18 protein-coding genes, 1 riboswitch and 1 other annotated feature are annotated in these 20,536 nt (G+C 38.0%); of the genes, 13 read left to right on the forward strand and 5 right to left on the reverse strand.

All coding sequences use genetic code 11. The features are described 5' to 3' along the window. Window positions 1-261 precede the first annotated feature (261 nt). From FFM51_RS07990 to FFM51_RS08010, 5 genes are all read left to right on the forward strand, one after another. Window positions 262-1,179: a S1C family serine protease gene (locus FFM51_RS07990; protein WP_137598107.1), complete on the forward strand. Its 918-nt coding sequence runs from the start codon at window positions 262-264 to the stop codon at window positions 1,177-1,179. Window positions 1,180-1,328: 149 nt separating this feature from the next. Next, window positions 1,329-1,544 carry a hypothetical protein gene (locus FFM51_RS07995; protein ID WP_137598108.1) on the forward strand — a complete coding sequence of 72 codons (216 nt, stop codon included), beginning with the start codon at window positions 1,329-1,331 and terminating at the stop codon, window positions 1,542-1,544. Next, window positions 1,544-1,948: a type II toxin-antitoxin system death-on-curing family toxin gene (locus FFM51_RS08000; protein WP_137598109.1), complete on the forward strand. Its 405-nt coding sequence runs from the start codon at window positions 1,544-1,546 to the stop codon at window positions 1,946-1,948. The genes FFM51_RS07995 and FFM51_RS08000 overlap by 1 nt, the downstream gene beginning before the upstream one ends. A gap of 139 nt (window positions 1,949-2,087) precedes the next feature. Next, window positions 2,088-2,194: riboswitch (SMK box riboswitch) on the forward strand. Beyond that, on the forward strand, window positions 2,192-3,379 hold the full coding sequence (metK, locus tag FFM51_RS08005; protein WP_137598110.1) for a methionine adenosyltransferase: 1,188 nt from the start codon (window positions 2,192-2,194) through the stop codon (window positions 3,377-3,379). It overlaps the preceding riboswitch by 3 nt. A 257-nt stretch (window positions 3,380-3,636) precedes the next feature. Beyond that, window positions 3,637-5,100 (forward strand): MDR family MFS transporter, encoded by a 1,464-nt coding sequence (locus FFM51_RS08010; RefSeq protein WP_137598111.1) that lies wholly within the window; start codon window positions 3,637-3,639, stop codon window positions 5,098-5,100. Between the two features lie 50 nt (window positions 5,101-5,150). Here the strand turns inward: FFM51_RS08010 and mnmM are convergent, their stop codons facing one another. Both mnmM and FFM51_RS08020 read right to left on the reverse strand, forming a co-directional pair. Then, the gene (mnmM, locus tag FFM51_RS08015; RefSeq protein ID WP_137598112.1) at window positions 5,151-5,711 is read right to left on the reverse strand and encodes a tRNA 5-(aminomethyl)-2-thiouridylate-methyltransferase MnmM; all 561 of its coding nucleotides are present in this window, start codon (window positions 5,709-5,711) and stop codon (window positions 5,151-5,153) included. After that, window positions 5,712-6,353: a phosphatase PAP2 family protein gene (locus FFM51_RS08020; RefSeq protein WP_137598113.1), complete on the reverse strand. Its 642-nt coding sequence runs from the start codon at window positions 6,351-6,353 to the stop codon at window positions 5,712-5,714. Between the two features lie 186 nt (window positions 6,354-6,539). Further along, window positions 6,540-6,745: a binding site (T-box leader), on the forward strand. 325 nt (window positions 6,746-7,070) lie between these two features. Here FFM51_RS08020 and leuS point away from each other — a divergent pair. From leuS to FFM51_RS08035, 3 genes are all read left to right on the forward strand, one after another. Continuing rightward, the gene (gene leuS, locus FFM51_RS08025; RefSeq protein ID WP_137598114.1) at window positions 7,071-9,491 is read left to right on the forward strand and encodes a leucine--tRNA ligase; all 2,421 of its coding nucleotides are present in this window, start codon (window positions 7,071-7,073) and stop codon (window positions 9,489-9,491) included. 252 nt (window positions 9,492-9,743) lie between these two features. Then, window positions 9,744-11,390: a putative polysaccharide biosynthesis protein gene (locus FFM51_RS08030; RefSeq protein ID WP_223875917.1), complete on the forward strand. Its 1,647-nt coding sequence runs from the start codon at window positions 9,744-9,746 to the stop codon at window positions 11,388-11,390. A gap of 51 nt (window positions 11,391-11,441) precedes the next feature. After that, window positions 11,442-12,164 carry a pseudouridine synthase gene (locus FFM51_RS08035; RefSeq protein WP_137598115.1) on the forward strand — a complete coding sequence of 241 codons (723 nt, stop codon included), beginning with the start codon at window positions 11,442-11,444 and terminating at the stop codon, window positions 12,162-12,164. A gap of 32 nt (window positions 12,165-12,196) precedes the next feature. On the opposite strand, the gene FFM51_RS08040 is transcribed toward FFM51_RS08035, so the two are convergent. Continuing rightward, a complete protein-coding gene (locus FFM51_RS08040) occupies window positions 12,197-13,021 on the reverse strand; it encodes an NAD(P)H-hydrate dehydratase (protein ID WP_137598116.1) in 825 nt (274 codons plus the stop codon). Between the two features lie 435 nt (window positions 13,022-13,456). On the opposite strand from FFM51_RS08040, the gene pepV reads away from it, so the two are divergent. Both pepV and FFM51_RS08050 read left to right on the forward strand, forming a co-directional pair. Continuing rightward, window positions 13,457-14,857, forward strand: a complete 1,401-nt coding sequence (gene pepV / locus FFM51_RS08045; RefSeq protein ID WP_137598117.1) for a dipeptidase PepV — start codon at window positions 13,457-13,459, stop codon at window positions 14,855-14,857. 98 nt (window positions 14,858-14,955) lie between these two features. Next, the gene (locus FFM51_RS08050; RefSeq protein WP_137598118.1) at window positions 14,956-15,456 is read left to right on the forward strand and encodes a universal stress protein; all 501 of its coding nucleotides are present in this window, start codon (window positions 14,956-14,958) and stop codon (window positions 15,454-15,456) included. 51 nt (window positions 15,457-15,507) lie between these two features. Here FFM51_RS08050 and FFM51_RS08055 read toward each other — a convergent pair whose 3' ends face one another. Next, window positions 15,508-16,230 (reverse strand): helix-turn-helix domain-containing protein, encoded by a 723-nt coding sequence (locus tag FFM51_RS08055; RefSeq protein ID WP_137598119.1) that lies wholly within the window; start codon window positions 16,228-16,230, stop codon window positions 15,508-15,510. Between the two features lie 405 nt (window positions 16,231-16,635). Here FFM51_RS08055 and FFM51_RS08060 point away from each other — a divergent pair, with 405 nt between their 5' ends. Further along, on the forward strand, window positions 16,636-17,376 hold the full coding sequence (locus FFM51_RS08060) for a LytR/AlgR family response regulator transcription factor (protein ID WP_137598120.1): 741 nt from the start codon (window positions 16,636-16,638) through the stop codon (window positions 17,374-17,376). Window positions 17,377-17,526: 150 nt separating this feature from the next. Then, entirely contained in the window at window positions 17,527-18,729 is a 1,203-nt protein-coding gene (locus FFM51_RS08970; protein ID WP_414691959.1) for a glucosaminidase domain-containing protein, read from the forward strand. 31 nt (window positions 18,730-18,760) lie between these two features. On the opposite strand, the gene FFM51_RS08070 is transcribed toward FFM51_RS08970, so the two are convergent. Further along, entirely contained in the window at window positions 18,761-19,405 is a 645-nt protein-coding gene (locus FFM51_RS08070) for a deoxynucleoside kinase (RefSeq protein ID WP_137598121.1), read from the reverse strand. Between the two features lie 257 nt (window positions 19,406-19,662). Between FFM51_RS08070 and FFM51_RS08075 the strand changes: the two genes are divergently transcribed. Then, complete coding sequence (locus FFM51_RS08075; protein WP_137598124.1) at window positions 19,663-20,430, forward strand: Cof-type HAD-IIB family hydrolase; 768 nt, start codon at window positions 19,663-19,665, stop codon at window positions 20,428-20,430. The last annotated feature ends 106 nt before the right edge of the window (window positions 20,431-20,536 follow it).

Below are 20,536 nucleotides of genomic sequence, written 5' to 3' on the forward strand. Positions count from 1 at the left end.
AAAAACACCTCCGAATAAATTTTACTTTTTTCGAACGTGCTTTTATATGTTTGTATCAAATTATAACTTCAGTTCCTCAGTTCAGTATTTTCATTTATTAAGCATGTAAAGTACAAAAATTCCACAAAATTTAGCTCTAAAATAAATTTTCAATTATGCTAAACTAATAAGTACCTGATATTTAAAATTATAAACATAATATCTTCAAATTTAACTATTAGAATAGACTTCGTAATAAAAAATCGCGAGGAGATCAGGAAAATGGATGAACAAAATAAAAACCAAAATAATGATCAACCAACTAAAAAAAGAAATAGTGCCAAGCTGGTAGTAGTGGCTATAATTGCAGGATTGGTAGGCGGCGGAATTGCGTACGGTGGTGCTGATATGGTGCAAAATTATGCATCATCCGGTAACAGTTTGTTTTCTAGTAGCAGTAGCAATTCTGGAGCAACGGTGGTTAATCAAAGTAAAACGACTGGTTCTAGCTCAGCCACGAAAGCCTACAATAAGGTTAAGGGAGCCGTTGTCTCAGTTATTAATTTGCAAGAATCACAAAGCAGCGGATCAACTTTGGAGGCTTATGGGCAAACAGATGATAGTACTTCGAATAGCAGTAGTAGTTCGTTGGAAGCAGCTAGCGAAGGCTCGGGTATTATTTACAAAAAGGCAGATGGTAGTGCCTATATTGTCACTAATAATCACGTAGTCTCTGGATCATCTTCACTTGAAGTTATTTTAAATAGTGGCAAAAAAGTAACTGCTACATTGGTTGGGACTGATAAAACAACTGATTTAGCTGTTTTAAAAATTAGTGACGACAATGTCACAACAGTTGCAAGTTTTGCAAACTCTAATCAGATTAGTGCTGGTCAAAGTGTGCTTGCGATTGGTTCGCCATTAGGAACAACATATGCTTCGTCTGTTACTAAAGGAATTATCTCCGCTAAAAGTCGGTCAATAACCACTTCATATGGTAAGGCAACGGTTATTCAAACTGATGCAGCAATTAACGCGGGTAATTCAGGTGGCCCATTGATTAATTTGTCTGGTCAGGTTGTAGGAATTAATTCGATGAAGTTAGCATCCGACACTGATGGAACAAGTGTTGAGGGAATGGGATTTTCAATTCCAAGTAACAAAGTGGTTGAAATCGTTAATAAAATTACTAGCGAATGAAATTAAATAGTTAATAACTAAGGGTAACAGATGGGTTTATGCTGTTGCTCTTTTTTTAATCAATATTTTGTCGATTGGTTTTCTTGCTATATTTATCATAATTAGATATCATGTATACACACGTGGTTATACGAATGGAGATGAGTCAAATGGTAGTTAAAAGTCGAAAAGTAGGTAATGCGACAGTCGTCACAATTCCCAGTAGTTTAAATGTTCCAGAAAACACTCTTTTTTCTCCTTCAATGGATGAAAATGGCAATATTATTTTAAAAAGAGTAAGACCATTAGACGAAAAAGAAAATGATAATATTGAGAAATTCATGGATCGATTTAAACCATTGATGAATAAGTTAAAGGATAAATAATGGCAAAAGTTAAATATTTATCTAAATCACAGTTACTTAAAATTAATCAGTATGCAGTAGAAATGGTAGGCGGTAAAAGTTATGGTGTTCAGTCAGCAGAAGCACTGGATGTTGTCATTGAACAACCGCAACAAATTATTTTTGGCCATGAACTATATCCGACAATCTGGCTTAAAGCAGCATTTATTTTACAAAAGATTACAAAAAAACATGTCTTTATTGATGGAAATAAGCGGACATCCATACAAGCGGCACTTTATTTTTTGAACTTAAATGGCTATCAATTAGTAGATAATAAAGTTGTTAATGAGAGCGATGGTTTGATTCTTGCCGTGACTAACTCTCCTGATAACGAAGAAACAATGAAATATGTTGCCGAATGGTTGGAGTCAATTCATCAGTAAAAAATAATGACTTTTACGATAGGTTGGTTAAATTGAATAACTTGAAAATTTAGATGGAGAAGAATTGTTACCAGACTAATTTTGATTGTCATTTTTTTAAAGTCGTTTGCACTCTGTTTCTGATTTATGCTAAGATATTACTCGTTATAAGTCCATTCCCGATAGGATTCACTACCTGTGAAGATGCCTTGTAACCGCAATTCAAGCGTGTTTTACGCTTAAAGCAAAATGGGGGAATTTATTGTGTCAGAACGACATTTATTTACATCAGAATCAGTTTCAGAAGGCCATCCAGATAAAATTGCTGATCAAATTAGCGATGCAATCTTGGATGCAATGTTAGAACAAGATCCAGATGCACGGGTGGCTTGTGAAACATCTGTCACCACTGGGCTTGTATTAGTCTTTGGTGAAATATCAACGTCAGCATATGTTGATATCCAACATGTGGTTCGTCAAACTATCAAAGAGATTGGGTACACTGACTCTAAGTTTGGTTTTGACGGTGATACTTGTGCGGTAATGGTTGCCATCGATGAGCAATCACCAGATATTGCGCAGGGTGTTGACGATGCACTGGAACGCCGTGAAGGTGATCAAGACCCGCTAGATCAAATTGGTGCTGGTGATCAAGGGTTGATGTTTGGTTATGCCATTGATGAAACACCAGAGTTAATGCCATTAGCAATTTCTCTAAGTCATAAGTTGATGCACCGAATCGCCTGGTTGCGTAAAAATGGTACACTCAGTTACTTGCGTCCAGATGCCAAGGCTGAGGTCACAGTTGAATATGATGATAACAATGTTCCTGAACGAATCGACACCGTTGTGCTAAGTACACAGCATGATCCAGATGTTACGCTTGATCAGATTCGTCAAGATGTGATTGAAGAAGTAATCAAACATGAAATTCCAGCTAAGTATTTGGATGACGATACTAAGTATTTAATCAATCCAACCGGACGCTTTGTTATTGGTGGTCCACAAGGGGATGCTGGTCTCACTGGCCGTAAGATCATTGTCGATACTTATGGGGGGGCCGCTCATCACGGTGGCGGAGCCTTTTCTGGTAAGGATGCTACCAAAGTTGACCGTTCTGCTAGTTACGCTGCCCGCTACATCGCTAAAAACATTGTTGCAGCTGGTTACGCACATAAGGTAGAAATCCAACTGGCCTATGCCATTGGGGTTGCTCAACCAGTTTCAGTTGCTGTAGACACCTTTGGCGCTAGTTCTGTTTCGGAACAAAAACTAACTGATGCTGTTCGTAAGATTTTTGATTTACGTCCTGAAGGAATTATTGAAATGCTTGATTTAAAGCGTCCAATCTATAAGCAAACTGCTGCTTATGGTCACTTTGGTCGAACAGATATTGATTTACCTTGGGAACATACAGATAAGGTTGATGAATTAAAGCAAGAATTAGGTTAATCAAACCGAGTAAAGTAACTAACTTTTTAGCTGTTAAAAGCCAAAAAATGGTTGCTTTTTTATTTTGGTCTAAGTAAAAAACGATCTCAATTAGTTGATTAGAAAAAGTTCATGCAAAGATCATTCAAATCTAGTAGAATGGATTGATGTGATTTTATTTGATCAACCTTTTAAGGTACTAATAACAAGCAATTTTTTATTTGGAGAGTAAGGGTTGGTTTAAATAACAACAGTAAAATGATTAATCGAGGAAGGTAATTATGGCAAAAAAAACTAACGTGACGGTTGTGACAATTGCAATTTTCGTTGCTACTTTTATGAGTGCGGTCGAAGGGACAATTGTTTCAACTGCCATGCCAACGATTGTGGGCGATCTCAAAGGGGTGTCCATTATGAATTGGGTCTTTTCAATTTTTCTTTTAACTAATGCATTAGCTACACCAATCTATGGTAAATTAGCTGATCGCATTGGTCGTAAACCAGTCTTTTTGTTTGGCCTCATTGTGTTTGTAATCGGATCAACAATGAGTGGTTTATCTAATTCGATGGCGCAACTTATTTTTTGGCGTGCAATTCAAGGAGTGGGGGCAGGTACGATCATGCCGGTCTCATTTACAATTATCGCTGACATCTACCCATTCGAAAAAAGGGCAAAGGTCATGGGCTTTAATGGTTCTGCTTGGGGAATAGCATCGGTTGTGGCGCCACTACTGGGAGGCTTTATTGTTGACCAGTTAAGTTGGCATTGGGTATTTTTTATTAATATCCCTGTTGGCTTGATTGCGATGATCATGATTTGGGGCTTTTTACATGAAGAAAAAGATGTGACAAAATCTAAACTAGATGTGCTGGGGATTATTTGGTTGTCGATTTCACTAATTGGGTTAATGTATGGGTTTCAATTATTAAGTATGACCAGCCATTCACTGTGGTCAGTATTACTTAGTTTTGCAATTTTCATTATCAGTATGATATTGTTTGTCCGCCAAGAAAAACGCGCAGATGATCCCATTATTTTCTTACATTTATTTGATAATCGAACATTTGTTATTCAGAACTTTGCGGCAGCAATGGTGTCAGCCTACCTGATTGCGTTTAATGTTTATCTACCGATGTGGACACAAGGATTGTTAGGTTTACGAGCATCAATGGCTGGATTCGCGGTCACACCGAGTTCAATTATGTGGATCGTTGGTTCATTTATTGCCGGAAGATTGCTTGCTAAATCAAATCCACAACGTCTACTATTCTTCAGTTTAAGTGTGTTAACTGTCATGGGAATCGCCATGGTATTGATCCCACAGCAAACACCATTTTGGGTCTTTTTAGCATTTTCAACAGTTTTTGGAATTGGTTTTGGAACTACGATTACAGGGACAACGGTGACATCACAAAGTTTGGTCTCTCATGAAATAATTGGTGTGGCTACTTCGTTTAATACTTTAGTGCGTTCATTATCACAAACAATTATGATTGCAGTTTTTGGAATTATCATGAATCATTCAATGGCAGCAGGAATTAGTGCGCATGCGAATGAAGGGGTTAAATTGTCAATGATGAACAAAATGATTAACCCACAAACAGTGACACAGTTACCACAGCACCTGATTCCTACTTTGAGACAGATCTATTATAGTGGCTTGCATAATGTATTTTTGCTGGCGTTAGGATTTATTATTCTAGCATTGATTGTTAATATTTTTGATCGACAGGTAAAGTAAAACGACCCATTAATTAGTGCTTATTACACTAATTAATGGGTCGTTTTAGGTTATCGCTTTTGAATAGCAACTAGCCGTGGTGGAGTGTGCGCTTGATTGATAAATTGGTATTCAAGCACATTAAACTTTTTTTGGTCTAACTGTGTGGCAAATTGTTCTACTGACTGACGCTCATCATCACCACCTGGATGGCCGTAGTAAATCACGAGGCAGATTGTCCCACCACGTCGCAGCAACGGTAACATTGTTTGGATCGCCTTAATAGTTGTGTTACCGTGGGTGATAACATTTTTATCACCACCAGGTAGGTAGCCTAAATTGAAAATGGCTCCGGCAATTTGTTCGGTTACATATTGACCGATATGTTCGTGTCCGCTACAAATTAGTGTCGTTTGCTGTTGCAATCCGGTTAGTAGTAGTTGCTGTTTTGTTTTATCAATGGCCGTTTGTTGAATATCAAAACCATAAACACGGCCACTTTTTCCAACTAAAGACGCGAGAAAAATGGTGTCGTTACCATTTCCAACAGTGGCGTCAATGACTGTTTCACCAAGTGAAATATTGTCTTTCAAAATGGTATGACTAAATTCAAGGGCTGATTGTAAGTTCAATTATTTCACAACCTTCCTTAATCCAAAAATCATTTGACCGAGCATTAAAAAGATATAACCCAGACAAAATCCTGCTAAAACATCACTGGGATAGTGAACACCAACGTACACGCGCGAATAACCTACTAAAATAATCATCAGTATTAAAATGGTGTTTGTTAGCCAACGTTGCCATTTAACGATGACATAATATTGTACCAGCACAATTACGGATCCTAGAATTAAAGTTGCACCAATTGCATGTCCACTAGGAAAACTGTAGCCACCATAATGCATTAATTGATCAAGAGTAGGACGTGGACGAGCAACAATGGCTTTAATGAAATGGTTAATTAAAGAGCCAATTCCAGGGACTAATAGGAAAAAGAGAGTTGCGTTAATACGATGTTCGAGTGCAAAAATGATTGAACCAATAATAACGATAATTGTCATCGGTAAGGTATTAAAAAAAGTTGTGTACCAAGTTAACAACATGCTTTTCCAGTCGGTTTGAGGAAATCTAATTTGTTGAATCAAATTCATATCTAAGGATTTGACCCAGTCAGCGTTTAGATTAACACCACTGTATATTGTGATAAATATCGCACATGCGATAATAAAAAGAACTGTTTGAACTCGACTTAGTCGATGTACAGCACTCATATAAATCCCCCCGATAAATGTTTTCAATACGCATATTGTATCACAAAGCCTGAAGTCAACTGTATTGCATTTTGGTAATATTCATTTATTTGTAACATACAATGAAAGCAAAAAGTACTAAAGAGAGCACTGAATTATACTAGCGTCCTTGCAAATCACTAAATGCTTTGATAGTATAAGAACAATATTTAATCGTTGAGAGGGATTAGTAGAAAGCCAATTCTTACAGAGACTGCATGGGACTGTGAATGCAGATTATTGACTTTTGAACTCACCCTTGAGAATTCTTTGCTGAATTTTTAGTAAGTGAAGACGTGTTTTCGCGTTAAGGAGTTTAAGAGCTACATTAACGTAGAAAATGGGTGGTACCGCGGAATCTATTCGTCCTATAGGAATTCAATTTCCTATGGGATTTTTTATTTTCTATTTGGTTTTCACTCAACGATTTGAACCGTGTAAATTCAGCCAATTCTTTAGGGCTAAGTTAATAAAATGCCGTTTGCTATGAGCGCAAACAACATTTAATTAACTTAAGTCTACGAAGATTAACCGGCTAGATCTGCACTCTGATTTTGAAACGTGTAAATTCAACCAGGTTCCTGGAGCTAAGTCAATTAAGCACCATTCGCTAAGGGCGCGAATAGTGCTTAATCGGCTTAGCTTACGGAACCTAACCGGTTGAATTTACACTCTATTACAAAAGGAGACGATATACTCATGGCTTACAATCATGATGTGATTGAACGCAAGTGGCAACATTATTGGAAAACAAATAAGACTTTTAAGGTGGATATTGATACAACTAAGCCTAAGTATTATGCTTTGGATATGTTTCCTTACCCATCTGGTCAGGGTCTCCATGTTGGCCATCCCGAGGGGTATACAGCAACAGATGCAATTTCACGAATGCGTCGAATGCAAGGCTTTAATGTCTTGCATCCAATGGGTTGGGATGCCTTTGGCTTGCCTGCAGAGCAGTATGCATTAAAAACAGGTCACAACCCGAAGGACTTTACTTCTCAAAATATTAAAGTTTTCAAGCATCAAATCCAATCACTTGGTTTTTCTTATGATTGGGATCGTGAAGTTAACACTACTGATCCCAAATTTTATAAGTGGACGCAGTGGATTTTTGAGCAACTTTATAAAAAGGGCCTCGCTTACGAAGACGAGATCATGGTTAACTGGGCACCTGATTTTATGGGCGGTACGGTTGTAGCTAATGAAGAAGTTGTTGATGGCAAGACTGAACGTGGTGGTTATCCAGTTTATCGCGTGCCAATGCGTCAGTGGGTATTACGAATTACTAAATATGCAGATCGACTAATTGATGATTTGGATGATGTAGATTGGCCAGAAAGTATTAAAGAACAACAACGTAACTGGATCGGTCGTTCTGAAGGAGCGAGTGTCTTCTTTAGTGTTGATCAACATCCAGATGCTAAAATAGAAGTTTTTACGACCCGTCCTGATACACTATATGGTGCCACATACATGGTTTTAGCACCTGAACATGAGTTAGTTGACCAAATCACAACGCCAGAGCAATCAGAACAAGTAAAGTCCTATCAAGATAAAGTTTCACGTCGTTCAGATCTAGAACGGACAGATTTAAATAAGGACAAATCTGGGGTATTTACAGGTGCCTATGGTATTAACCCAGTGACTGGTGATAAAATTCCAATCTGGATCGGAGACTATGTGCTTGCATCATACGGAACTGGTGCGATTATGGCCGTTCCGGCACACGATGATCGTGACTGGGAATTTGCCCAAAAATTTGGGTTAAAAATTATTCCTGTAATTGAAGGTGGCGATGTAACTAAGGCTGCATTTACAGGTGAAGGTAAGTATATTAACTCTGAGTTAGTTACCGGATTGAACCGCAAAGATGCCATTCATACTATGATTGATTGGTTGGAAGAACATCATGTCGGTGATAAAAAGATTAACTACCGTTTACGTGACTGGATTTTCTCACGACAACGTTACTGGGGCGAACCGATTCCCGTAATTCACTGGGAAGATGGTGAAACTACCTTAGTACCTGAAGATGAATTACCACTACGTTTACCAGCTACTAAACAGTTGGAACCTTCTGGTACTGGTGAAAGTCCACTGGCTAACATTGATGATTGGGTAAATGTAGTCGATGAAAATGGTCGTAAGGGTAAACGTGAAACTAATACAATGCCACAATGGGCGGGGTCATCTTGGTACTGGCTTCGTTACATGGATCCACATAATGACAAAGAATTAGCTAGTTCAGAAGCTCTCAACTACTGGTCACCAGTTGACTTGTACGTTGGGGGTGCGGAACACGCCGTCTTACATTTATTGTATGCTCGTTTTTGGCATAAAGTTTTATACGATTTAGGGATTGTGCCTACTAAAGAACCGTTCCAGAAGTTAGTTAACCAAGGAATGATTTTGGGTGCTAACCACGAAAAGATGTCTAAATCTAAGGGAAATGTGGTTAATCCGGATGATATTGTAAGTCAATATGGCGCTGACACATTGCGTCTATACGAAATGTTCATGGGACCTCTTGAGGATTCGGTTCCTTGGGACGAAAAAGGATTACACGGTAGTAACAAGTGGATTCAACGCCTATGGCGGTTAATGATTGATGACAATAACCATCTTCGAGATCGTGTAACTACCTTTAACGATGGCAAATTGACTAAGATTTATAACCAAACAGTTAAGAAGGTTACAGAAGACTTCAGTCGCTTACATTTCAACACTGGTATTTCGCAACTAATGGTGTTTGTTAACGAGGCTTACAAGGTCGATGATTTACCAGTTGAGTATATGGAAGGTTTCATCAAGATGATTTCTCCTATCATGCCACATGTGGCTGAAGAATTATGGAGTCAGTTTAACGAAAGTGACACTATTGCATATCAAAAATGGCCAACTTATGATCCAGCCCAATTGGTTGAAGACGAAGTTGAGATTGTCATTCAAATCAATGGTAAGGTTAAAGGTCATTTAAAGGTGGCTAAAGATGCTGCTAAAGATGACATTGAAGCTCAGGCACTGGATGATGAACGTGTTAAAGAAAACTTGGTTGATAAAACAGTTCGAAAAGTAATTGTGGTGCCAAATAAGATTGTTAATATTGTGGCTAATTAGGACGGTTTTAGTTTGCTGGTGGAGTTTATTGATTCACAGGTTTACTTGATTAGCCGTGCAAAGCGTCGCAGAAGTCTACATGTAATGATAAAAATGGAGCTGGTCTTTAAAGTTTAAAAGGCCAGCTCTATTTTTTGGCTACACCACGACTTCTGACTGCGGCGTTTTACACTCTTTAATAAAAAATTAAATTGCACCTATTACCTATAAACGCTAGAATGGTTAGGATGAAGTTAGAAAGTAGGCAAATTGATGGCAAAACAGTCTGGGTCGTCACTAAAGTTAACAGATCAACAAGATGCTCAAACAAAAATGTTGAGTGGCTCAGCGTGGATGACTGCCGGGAGTATTTTTTCACGTATTCTAGGGGCCATTTACATTATCCCTTGGGTTACTTGGTTGGGAAGTTATAGTGATCAGGCCAATGCCTTGTATAGCAAGGGTTACAATATCTACAGTTTCTTTTTGATGGCTGCGGTTGCAGGTGTCCCATCAGCAATTTCAAAATTAGTTTCCCATTATAATGCCATGAATGAATATGGGGTTGGACGCCGTCTTTATCACCATGGAATGTATGTATCCGCGTTAACGGGTTTTTTGGCAGCAGTAATTATGTACTTTGGGGCACCACTATTTGCTGACGGGGATGCCAACGTTGTGCCAGTATTGCGTTCTTTAACGTTGGCTATTTTGGTGATTCCATCAATGAGTTTAGCTCGTGGGTTCTTTCAAGGATATCAACAAATGGCACCTTCTGCGATTTCGCAGTTTGTGGAACAAGTATTCCGGGTAGTTTACATGCTGGGCGCGACTTTTTTTATCATGCGAGTGCAACATGGCAGCTGGGTTAGTGCTGTATCACAGTCAACTTTTGCGGCCTTTATTGGTGCGTTAGGTAGTATCTTATTATTGTCTTACTATTATTTACGTAACAAAGAAACGATGGATGAACTGGTAGCCCAAAGTAATAATGAATTGGTGGTTTCTTCATGGTCTTTAATTCGAGACATTATTTTTCAGGCGATTCCGTTTATTATCGTCTCAGCTGGGATTATTATCTTTACTCTGATCGATCAGTACACATTCTTTAATGTGATGCGACACTTACACGAATATTCAATGGCGGAAATGAATCAGTTATATGCACTATTTTCATTTAATGCTAATAAATTGATGATGGTGGTAATATCATTGGCTTCGGCGCTATCGATTACAGTTATTCCATTATTGTCGGCTGCGAAAACGCGAGAAGACTTCGATGGTATCAGAAAGCAAACCGCAAACGCATTGCAATTATTTTATTTTGTAATGTTACCAGCGGCATTAGGGATGGCTGCCGTTTCCAAGCCCCTATATACAATTTTTTATCGCTATAGCGCTTCTGGCACCACAATTTTGGTTTTTTCTTCGTATATTGCGATTATTTTGGGACTTTACACAGTGGTATCTGCTATTATGCAGGGCTTGTCACAAAATATGTTGACACTGAAATATTTAGGAATTGGGATCGTTGTGAAATTAATCTTACAAGTTCCTGCAATTTTAATTTTCAAGACGATTGGACCATTAATTGCCACTGGATTGGCAATGACAGTAACTGTGTATTTGATCATTCATGCGTTAAATGTCGAATATAATTTACCATTCAAAAAAATGGCGAAAACAACTAATCAAATTTTATTATTTTCAATTTTAACCTTTATTGTTGCCCGATTAGTGGTTGATGGACTTTATTTATTTTTCAGTGACTATGGGCGTGGTGCTGCATTTTTTGTTTTAACAATTGCGGTTGTAATTGGCGCTGGTGTGTATGTTGTACTGGCATTAAAAACCCGGCTAGCAGACCGCTTGATTGGTAGTCGAGTCGCTGGTATTCGCCGGAGACTTCATATTAAGTAGATGATGTTTACGGGAATTATTATGGAATACATTCTCAGGCAGGAGTAGCTAATGCGAATTGATAAATATCTTCATGATCAACAACTTGGTACACGGTCACAGATTCATGAGTTGATTAAACAACGCCGAGTAACGTTAAATGAACAGCCGGTTAAATCGTTTAAACAAGGTGTTGACCCACTTCAGGATCGAGTGATTGTTGACGGCCAAGTTCTAGGACATCAAACCGAATTTTATTATTTAATGAACAAACCGATGGGTGTCATTACCGCTACCACAGACTTGTCTCAAACGACTGTAATGGATCTCCTATCAAAAGACGATTTTCGCTCAGATTTGTTCCCAGTTGGTCGCTTAGACAAAGATACGACGGGAGCATTGTTGATCACGAATGATGGGCAGTTAGCCCACCAATTAGTAAGTCCCAAAACCCACGTTGCTAAGACTTACGAGGCGCATGTAACCGGAACATTAAGTAATGATCAAATACAAGTATTGCAAGATGGCATTGAATTAAAAAACGGAGATCACGTCAAAGCGGATTCTGCTAGCATAGTTGGGCAGAGTGGACATGAAACTAATGTTAAGCTACAGCTGCATCAAGGTAAGTATCATCAAATTAAGCGAATGTTTGGAGCGCTTGGGCAACGGGTAGTTCAGTTGCACCGCGCTGAATTTGCTGGGCTAGGGGTAACTGACTTAAGTGACGGGAACTATCGGGCGTTAACTGATAAAGAAATTGAATTATTGAAAAATAAAACGTCTGCCGATTAAATTCGCCAGACGTTTTTTGTTGCTATGATATGCTAAGCCTCATGCTTTTTCATAAAGGTGGGTAATTGGTGACTAATTTGATGTGGCAACACAACATATTGATTAGCTGCTAGTTCCTCAGCAATTGCGCTGTGCGCATATACTGCAGCCAATGTAGCTTGAATTGAATCTGAAAATTGAGCAGCAAAACCACCAATCATGCCAGCCAGTGTATCTCCCATTCCACCAATTGCTTGGGCAGGAGTGCCAATTGTTAGTTGATAAATATCTTCATTAGTATAAATTTCAGTATGGTGTTTTTTAAGCACTACAGTGGCATTTAGTTGGGCTTGAACCGCTTGATTAGCAGTGGGAGTTTGATCAGCGATCTCAATTCCTGACAAACGTTGCCACTCCATTTGGTGGGGCGTAAAGACAATTTGTCCAGCTGGTTGACTGATTTTATGTTGGGCCATCATTGTGATAGCAGAACCATCGATGACAACTGTTTGGTTGGCATTGGTGTTCGCAAAAACAGTGGACAGTACTTCTTGACTGTGAAAATCATCACCTAAACCAGGGCCAACTACGATTGTTGTGGCATCACTGACTAAATGGCTTAACTGAACCTTATCGTAGTAGTTAACAAACATTGTTTCTGGTAACTGCGCGTGTAGGCTGGCAGAATTTGTGGTGTCTGTTGCAGTTGTCACTAATCCAGCGCCTGCATAAACAGTAGCTGTAGCTGCCATAATGATAGCACCGCCAAAATTAGCATTACCACCAATCAAGACAACCTTACCAAAGTTACCCTTAAAACTATCTGCAGGTCGTTGCTTGATTACATCGGTTAAAATTTTTTCAGTTAATTGTTTCATATTGATTGTCATCCTTTTTTATTGTTATTACTTTGGTTAGTTTACGCTATTTTTGTGGATTTGAGTAGTTTTTAGGTATGCTAGGTGGATCTTACATTTTGAATAGACGTGTTCGCAGGAGCTAACACCTAGGGATAGGCCATAAATAGCAATCAAAAAGGCAAAGAGCACCTTTTTAATTACTATTTATAATTTATCCTACGGTGTCATACCGCTCCTGCTCACACTTTGATTTAGACGTGTTCGCAGGAGCTAACACTTAGGGATAAGTTATTAATAGTAATCAAAAAGGCAAAGAGCGCCTTTTCAATCACTATTAATAATTTATCCTACGGTGTCATACCACTCCTGCTCACACTTTGATTATTTACTAACCTAATATCTATGTTATGATAGATACACTCATTTTGGAATTTAAATGGAGGAGTTTACTAGATGACTGATTGGCAAGCTAAAGCACAACAACAAAAAGAAGACTATTTAAATGATTTAATTGCATTAATGAAGATTGAAAGTGTTCGTGATGATTCACAGGCAACCGATGAATTTCCACTTGGACCTAAGCCGGCTCAAGCCTTAACTATTTTTTTGGAAATGGCTCAACAAGACGGTTTTAGAACCAAAAATATCGATAATGTAGTTGGATATGCTGAATGGGGTGAAGGCGACGAAACTCTTGCTATTTTGGCACATTTAGATGTAATGCCTGCTGGTAATGGTTGGGATACAGATCCTTTTGATCCAGTAATTAAAGATGGTAAATTGTATGGCCGAGGGGCTTCAGATGATAAGGGACCTGGGATGGCAGCTTATTATGCGCTCAAAACTTTGAAGGATATGAATATCAAGTTCAATAAAAAAGTGCGGTTTATTGTTGGTACCGATGAAGAAAGTGATTGGACCGGGATGAAGCGTTACTTTGAAGTTGAACCAGCCCCAACGTTTGGTTTTTCTCCCGATGCTGAATTTCCGCTTATTAATGGTGAAAAAGGTAATGTATCGATGAAGCTAGCATTTGCTGGTGACAATGCTGGTGAGGTAGTGCTAACTTCATTTGAGTCTGGATTACGCCCTAATATGGTACCGCGTGAAGCAGAAGCTGTGCTTGAAGCAGCTAATACCGATCAAATGGTTGCAGACTTCAATGTTTTTATTGCCAATAATCCAATTACAGGACAAGCTGATGTTACTCCAGCAGGCTTAAAACTGAGCGTTGTTGGCAAAGCAGCACATGGGATGGAACCACGTAATGGTGAAAATGCTGGTACCTATCTAGCTAGTTTCTTGTCGCAATACGATATCAAAGGAGCGGCAGGTAGCTTTATCACACTCTTAGGAAAATATATGCATCAAGATTCGCGCTTGCATAATTTTGACCTTGCGTTTGCTGATGACGTGATGGGTGATTTGACTATGAATGTTGGGCTGATGAGCTTTGATGCCCACAAAGGTGGTCAAGTTGACATGAACTTCCGTTATCCAAAAGGTATTACGCCTGATGATATTCAAAACAAATTGTCAGTAGTTACAGCGCCGCTGAGTGTGACGATTACTCAGGGTTCCTTTATGGTGCCACATTATGTCGATGCTAGTGATCCACTGGTTACTACTTTAATGTCAGCTTATCGCGATCAAACAGGTGATGACAAAGCACAACCAGAAGTTGTTGGTGGTGGAACCTATGGTCGTATGATGGAACGAGGAGTCGCTTTTGGTGCCTTGTTTGATCACACAGAGGACACAATGCATCAGGCTAATGAATTTCAGCCTGTAGATGATTTATTGATGGCAATGGCAATTTACATGCAGTCAATCAATGACCTAGTAACTGATTAATACCGTATTGCTGTTATTCAAAGTAATAATTTGCTAAACTAAAGGTGAGGAATAGTTAATTAAAACTGTGCCGACAAAGTTTAGCGGAGGTGGCTATAATGAGTAATTATCAACATGTTCTTGTTGGAATTGACGGTTCAAAGCAATCGGAAATGGCATTAGACAAGGCAATCAATGTTGCTTTGCAAAACAATGCCAAATTATCATTGCTTAGTGTGATTAATGGTGAACGTTTTCCAAATACCAGTACGGTTGGTTATGGCTTTATTGATCGGTCCGTCTATGATGGAGCGGTAAAAGAAATGGAGCAAAAATTATCACATTACAAGCAACAAGCAATAGACGCTGGTGTAACTGATGTTAACTTAGAAGTTAAAATTGGCAATGCCAAGGTGGAATTAGGGAGTAAATATCCCAAAGATCATGATATTGATTTGATTGTTGTGGGTGCTACTGGGTTGAACTTTATCGGTCGTATGATTGTTGGTTCAACTGCTTCATATGTTGTTCGTGAAGCCGACTGTGACGTAATTGTTGTTAAAACAGATCAAGAAAACCAGGTTGTTGATTTACAAAAGACGACCTATCCTGAAATTTAAAAATAAGATAAAAAAAGCGATTTTCCGTATTGGAAAATCGCTTTTTTTATCTTATTTTGAGAATTCTTGAAATTCTTCAATGAAGCGAGAGCTAATTTGATAATCTGGGTTAGCAAGCAGTTGACTAATTAAGGTCTTTGCTTCAGCGTTTTGATTTGTCTTCATAAGGTAATTGTAAGCAAAACGAACACATACTTTAAGCCAAAACAATCCGAGTTCATTTTTAACATCAAAATTAGCTAAAATGGTTTTGATATCATTAAAATAAAAGCTGGCACGATCTAGTTGATTACGTTGGAAATAAATTTCTCCTAACGAAATGTGGGCGCACGTTACATATGGTAGATTAGCTTCTTGTTCGCTGTTGGCCACGAAACTAAAATGAAATACTGCGCCATCAAGGTCATCTTGAAGTAAACATACATATCCTGTTAGAAATTGGTATTGTTGATTTGTTAGGGCATCGTCCTTGTCTAAATTAGCTCCAACTTTTTTTAACTGTTCACCAGCCTGATCAATTTGATCTAATGCAATCAATCGCTCAGCGGATGTAAGTTCGTCAAAATTGTCAGCGACAGTTTGAAATTCTGAAACAACGTCGTTAAGGGTTAGGTCTAACCGTTGGCATAGTTGAATCAGAGTGCCAAGTGAAGGGACCGTACCTTTATTTTCGATGTTGCTCATGGTTGCTTGGGTACAAATTCCGGCAGCTAACTCGGATTGATTGAGCCCTTTTGCTTTGCGTTGTTGTCTAATAATTGAATTTAAAAACATTTATCTTCCCTACCTTACCTTACTGAAAATACGAACATGAATCTATTATAAACGTTTACGACAAATTTAACTACGTATATGAATAAAAATAGTGTTATAAATTTTACTAATGTTATAATTAACCTATCATATAAATACAAAATAATTGTTAGTAATGCTAAGGTAATAATATTACACGTTGTCAAATAGCTAATTACAATTATTTTATTAGATATAACGATTAGTGTACTAGAATAATCTTTTCGATATGAGTTTACAAGGATAACGTTTCGGCTTAATGATTCCTTAAATAGTGAATTAAATTTTACTGAAACATGGTATTTACAGCTTACTATTGTGAATATAGTAACAATATCGTTGTATTGTACAACTGGTTGTGAATATAAGACGTTAGGGGTGTGAATCATGCGAAATATATTTTTATGTGAAAGCCAATTGAATGATAGATTGTATTATGAGCAGTTCATTAGGCAACAATTAAAGCAAAAAAAGTTAGCTACGCTAACATATTCATTCGGTACTGAAAGTGCAGAAGAATTGCTATTGTATGTTAAAAATCATCCACTTGAAACTGGATTGTACTTTTTAGATACTGATCGAAAAGTTGGTCAATTTAGTGCAATTCAATTAGCAGAACAAATTAGACAACATGATCAACAGGCACTGATTGTATTTTTAGCTCGGAAAGAAGAATTATCGTTTGAGGCCATTCAGAGACATATCGAGCCGTTGGATTACATCATCAAAACCGTAGATCATAAAAATGAAGAAAACCAAATTCTATTGGATATGCAAATTGCGCAGCAGCGTGATCGAAGTATGCCTGAAAGCACAAATGATATATTTACGTACAAATTAGAAAGCAGCATTTATAAATTGAGTATTCAAAAAATAGATTATTTTAAGACAACTGACTTACCACACCGACTGCTATTTACCACCGGTGATCAACGAGTCGAATTTCGCGGCGATCTAAATGAAATCCAGGAACGACACCCAACTTTATTTCGCGGTCACAAAGGTGTGTTGCTGAATCCACGGCGTATCAAATCAATTGATTTACAAACGCGTTTAGTAACATTTGTTGATAACGAAAGTTGCCAAATCTCATATCGTCGTTTAGCAGATTTAAAACGAGTAATTTGATAATAACTATTCCATATTACTAAAAAAGACCATTAATCTTTTGATTAATGGTCTTTTTTGATTGGACAATTGCTTTCGTGAAATTATGTCAGATTGTGCGTATGTATTAATTAGGTGTGTAAAGTGATTTTGATTAAGTGGGGTAGATGGATGTTAAAACGGGGACTAAAGCAAGTTGGAATTATTATATTAGTTTGTGGGTGGGGACTAAGTTGGTCGGCAATATCAATTGTGGGGGCTGAAATAACTCAGACACAAATGAAGACTATTCGCGACGCTGCTGTTGCGACTGCTGAGCAGGATTTCAATCGTGATTACATGATGAGTATTGAAGAATTACACCAACAAGACGAGCAGTTCCAACTAGCATATAAAGAGCGGTATCGATCAATACAAACTGAGTTTGATTCTGGCGTATCATATGTCAGCCAAATGCAAGCTCAGCAAATTAAGATAGATGTTGATGAGTTAGCAAAAGCAGAAAGTTATTTTTTTATGATGGGAGTTAAACACAAATATGGAGTTGAAAAGAATAGTGATCAGTTAGGTGAAAACATACCAAACAAAGAGATAGCTGAAAACGATATGAATCAGCAGGCTGTTTCTTCAATCGATGCGTCAATTGAAGAAAGTCATGATAATGTAAATGAGCCCCAACGACAGCCGAAAATTGAATCGAATAATGGGGTGGAAATATTGCCACGGGGTGTGATTACGTTAGACCATCAAAAATTTATTCAGCAATTTGCCGAGACGGCTCGTATAGTCGCACAAGAACACAACCTTTATGCTTCGGTGATGATTGCTCAGGCAGTGCTGGAGAGTTCATGGGGGCAAAGCGGACTTAGCCAGGCACCGTTTTATAATCTATTTGGTGTTAAGGGATCATTTGCCGGTAAATCAGTTCTGATGAAAACAAATGAAGATGATGGCAGTGGTCGGTTGTTTGCAATAAGGGGGCAGTTTAGACATTACCCATCATATCGAGCATCATTAGATGATTATGCTAAGGTTTTGTTGCAGCCATTTTTTTCGAAAGCATGGAAATCAAACACAACTAGTTTTGCAGATGCTACATCAGCATTAACAGGTACATACGCGACGGATACCGGTTACGCAGCCAAATTAAACCAGATTATCTTAACGTATGATCTGACCAAATATGATCAAATGCCAAGTAAAGTGGAGCAACCCAATTTAATTAGTCATAGGTTAAAGGAGCGTGAGCCTTATTTGAAAAAAAGAAAATTAGCAAAGACTTCGCAAAATGCGAGAGAAAATTCTAAAATCATGACAATACTAGGTTGGGTTGGACTAGGAGCAAGTGGATGGTGGGTGAAAAGAAGGGTATAAAAAAGAACTGGCAGGAGCCAGTTCTTTAGCGTTAATTTTGTGGTTGTCGAATATCATTTAAATAGGCATCAATTTGTGCTAAGACTTGATCAATGTTGCCAGGTTTATCCAAATCATAAGTCTGTAAATCAATTTTCATTTTAGGACTAGCATCATATTCTTCAAACCAGTCCTTGTAGGCTGACCACATTTTATAATAGTAGCTTTCTAGTTCTGGATTGTTATCAAATTGTTCGTAGTCACGGCCACGTTTTTTAATTCGATATAAAATTGTGTCAAAATCAGTTTCAGCATATACCAATAAATCAGGTGCTTTTTTAGGTAGTTGTTGCAGGTCCATCATCATGTTATCTAATAAGTTAAGATAAACGCCTAATTCTGTATCAGTAATGTTACCCTCAGCATTATTTTCCTTTGTAAATAAGGCATCTTCATAGATTGAACGATCTAAGACGTTGTTATCATCATCTAAAGCTTTTTTGATCATTGCAAAACGTTTGTTCAAAAAGTAGATTTGGAGTAAAAAGCCGTATTGTTTTGGATCTTTGTAATATAATGGCAGAACTGGATTTTCTCCCACTGGCTCGTAAAATGCTTTTGTTCCTAAGTGCTCGGCAATTAGTCCGGTAAGCGTCGTCTTACCAACACCGATCATTCCTGCTGTGATTATCACCATGGTGGCCCCTCTTTACAATTAAATTTTAAATTTACTTTTACAATAATACTACATCTGACGTCAAAATAATATGCCACTAAAAGTGCAAGCGTGCTGTAAATGAAACTGTGGTAGGAGTTGCTGGTGATATTACAATTATTTATCAATTTGAATGGCTGTTAATGGTGTGGTTGGACCCATTTACTGTTATTCTTTGAAAGGGTGTTGCAGAGACTGTATAATAGAATTAATAGAGAAACTAGGGGATGACAGTTGATATGTATAAAGCAATCGTTTTTTTTGACTTAGACGGCACACTGTTAATGGATGATAAAAGCTTATCACCAGCAAATGTTCAGGCGATCCATGAATTGGAGCGTAATAATATTTTGCCAGTAGTTTCAACTGGGCGAAATATTTTTGAGGTTCGGTATGTGTTGGATGAAACCGGAATGGATTCAATTGTGAGTGCTAATGGTAGCTATGTTCAATTCGAGGGAAAAAGATTGCACGCTGAGTATTTAGAGCCCGAGCTAATTGAAGAGTTTAATGCGTTTGCGAATGCGCAGGGGGATCCAGTGGCATGGTTCAATCATCATGAATTTGCATTGAGTCAAGAAACGCCGGTAACGGATGAAAACTTTAAGTTGCTAGGCTTAAATGCACGCGTCGAGCCTGATTGGTACAAGTATCACCACGTTAACTTTATGTTTGTCTTTAACTTTAATAAAGAAAAGTTATACCAAGAACGATTTAAAGGGGTGCTATCACTAGTCCGAAATAATCCTCGGGGGCTAGATACAATGTTGGCAGGTGTGTCCAAAAAGTCTGGAATTGAAGAATTATTGGACTACGCTAGTTTTGGGGATGTTCCAACATATGCATTTGGTGACCAGTTAAACGACTTAGAGATGTTTGATTTAGTGGACCATCCTGTCTGCATGGCCAATGGAAATCCAGAAGTAAAGAAAAAGGCAGAGTTCATTACAACTAGCAATATGAATGGCGGGATTGTGAACGGTCTGAAGCATTTTGATTTAATTTAAACTGATCCATACTATAAAAAGACCAAATAAGGAACTGAAGTTATAATTTGATACAAACATATAAAAGCACGTTCGAAAAAAGTAAAATTTATTCGGAGGTGTTTTT

The organism is Paucilactobacillus kaifaensis (genome assembly GCF_005405145.1).
Classification (GTDB): domain Bacteria; phylum Bacillota; class Bacilli; order Lactobacillales; family Lactobacillaceae; genus Paucilactobacillus; species Paucilactobacillus kaifaensis.

Bases quoted from the DNA above. Each gene is read 5' to 3' on its own strand.
- FFM51_RS08030 (WP_223875917.1), top strand. From the start codon at position 9,744: ATGGCAAAACAGTCTGGGTCGTCACTAAAGTTAACAGATCAACAAGAT.
- FFM51_RS08035 (WP_137598115.1), top strand. From the start codon at position 11,442: ATGCGAATTGATAAATATCTTCATGATCAACAACTTGGTACACGGTCA.
- FFM51_RS08040 (WP_137598116.1), bottom strand. From the start codon at position 13,021: ATGAAACAATTAACTGAAAAAATTTTAACCGATGTAATCAAGCAACGA.
- FFM51_RS08055 (WP_137598119.1), bottom strand. From the start codon at position 16,230: ATGTTTTTAAATTCAATTATTAGACAACAACGCAAAGCAAAAGGGCTC.
- FFM51_RS08060 (WP_137598120.1), top strand. From the start codon at position 16,636: ATGCGAAATATATTTTTATGTGAAAGCCAATTGAATGATAGATTGTAT.
- FFM51_RS08050 (WP_137598118.1), top strand. From the start codon at position 14,956: ATGAGTAATTATCAACATGTTCTTGTTGGAATTGACGGTTCAAAGCAA.
- pepV (WP_137598117.1), top strand. From the start codon at position 13,457: ATGACTGATTGGCAAGCTAAAGCACAACAACAAAAAGAAGACTATTTA.
- FFM51_RS08075 (WP_137598124.1), top strand. From the start codon at position 19,663: ATGTATAAAGCAATCGTTTTTTTTGACTTAGACGGCACACTGTTAATG.
- FFM51_RS08970 (WP_414691959.1), top strand. From the start codon at position 17,527: ATGTTAAAACGGGGACTAAAGCAAGTTGGAATTATTATATTAGTTTGT.
- FFM51_RS07995 (WP_137598108.1), top strand. From the start codon at position 1,329: ATGGTAGTTAAAAGTCGAAAAGTAGGTAATGCGACAGTCGTCACAATT.
- FFM51_RS08020 (WP_137598113.1), bottom strand. From the start codon at position 6,353: ATGAGTGCTGTACATCGACTAAGTCGAGTTCAAACAGTTCTTTTTATT.
- FFM51_RS08070 (WP_137598121.1), bottom strand. From the start codon at position 19,405: ATGGTGATAATCACAGCAGGAATGATCGGTGTTGGTAAGACGACGCTT.
- leuS (WP_137598114.1), top strand. From the start codon at position 7,071: ATGGCTTACAATCATGATGTGATTGAACGCAAGTGGCAACATTATTGG.
- FFM51_RS08000 (WP_137598109.1), top strand. From the start codon at position 1,544: ATGGCAAAAGTTAAATATTTATCTAAATCACAGTTACTTAAAATTAAT.
- FFM51_RS07990 (WP_137598107.1), top strand. From the start codon at position 262: ATGGATGAACAAAATAAAAACCAAAATAATGATCAACCAACTAAAAAA.